Origin of the sequence: Bacillus sp. AFS001701, from assembly GCF_002559405.1 — a bacterium.
Lineage (GTDB): Bacteria > Bacillota > Bacilli > Bacillales > Bacillaceae_G > Gottfriedia.
Genome location: NZ_NTZO01000517.1, coordinates 1 through 1,021, shown reverse-complemented (window position 1 = coordinate 1,021; position 1,021 = coordinate 1). Strand labels below are relative to the sequence as shown.

Sequence of the window (1,021 nt, the reverse complement as noted above, 5' to 3'; positions counted from 1 at the left end):
CTATATAATAATATTAAGTAAATAATAATGCTTTTCTAAATCTTTAAAATACAAACAATTTCAATTTAATACTATATTAAAAATTTATTTATTCTAAAATCAATTTCCTAAGGAAAGGTGTAAAGAATATGGAACAAACGAACAGCTTAGGTAAAATTCGTTCTTATTATGCGCGATTAAGTGATAAAGAAAAAAAAATCGCTGATTATATATTAAAAAACCCAAAGCATATTATTCACAGTACGATTACAGAAGTAGCTGAAGACTTAAACGTTGCTGATGCAACTGTTTTTAGATTTTGTAAAAGGATTGGATTTAAAGGATACCAAGCGCTTAAAATTGCATTAGCAACTGAAATTATGACGCCGATTCAGCAAATCCACGAGGAAATTAACGAAAAAGACGATGAAATAACAATAGCAAATAAAATATTTCAATCTAATATTCGAACACTTGAAAATACAGCCCAAATTCTAGACGGAGCATCAATTAAAAAAGCAGTAAATCTTATATTAAAAGCAAATAAAGTTGAATTATATGGTGTAGGTGGCTCATCTGTTATTGCTATGGATGCCTTCCATAAATTTATACGTACAGGAATAAAAGCAAACTCGTACACAGACTCGCACTTTCAATTGATGTCAGCTTCTCAACTGACAAAGGAAGATGTAGCGATCGTTATCTCACACTCAGGCTCAAATAAAGACATCCTTCGTATTTTACAAGTTTTAAATGAAAACGGTACCAAAACGATTGGAATTACAGGTTTTCCAAAATCACCTTTAAGTCAAAATGTTGATGTCTCGCTTTATACATCTTCCGAAGAAACAGAATATCGACCAGAAGCACTTGCTTCAAGAATTGCGCAATTAAGTATTATTGATGCATTATACGTAAACTTAATGATCTTGAACTCTCACAAAGCTAAAACATCATTTGAAAAAGTAAGAACTGCAATATCAGAAACAAGATCGTAATATGATTAGGAAAAAAGATGTCTCAAAAGTCTTGAGACATCTTT

General features: G+C 30.7%; 1 protein-coding gene. It reads left to right on the top strand.

The genetic code is table 11. From position 1 onward, the window contains the following. Positions 1-128: 128 nt before the first annotated feature. Positions 129-977 carry a MurR/RpiR family transcriptional regulator gene (locus CN514_RS21840; RefSeq protein ID WP_098234380.1) on the top strand — a complete coding sequence of 283 codons (849 nt, stop codon included), beginning with the start codon at positions 129-131 and terminating at the stop codon, positions 975-977. The last annotated feature ends 44 nt before the right edge of the window (positions 978-1,021 follow it).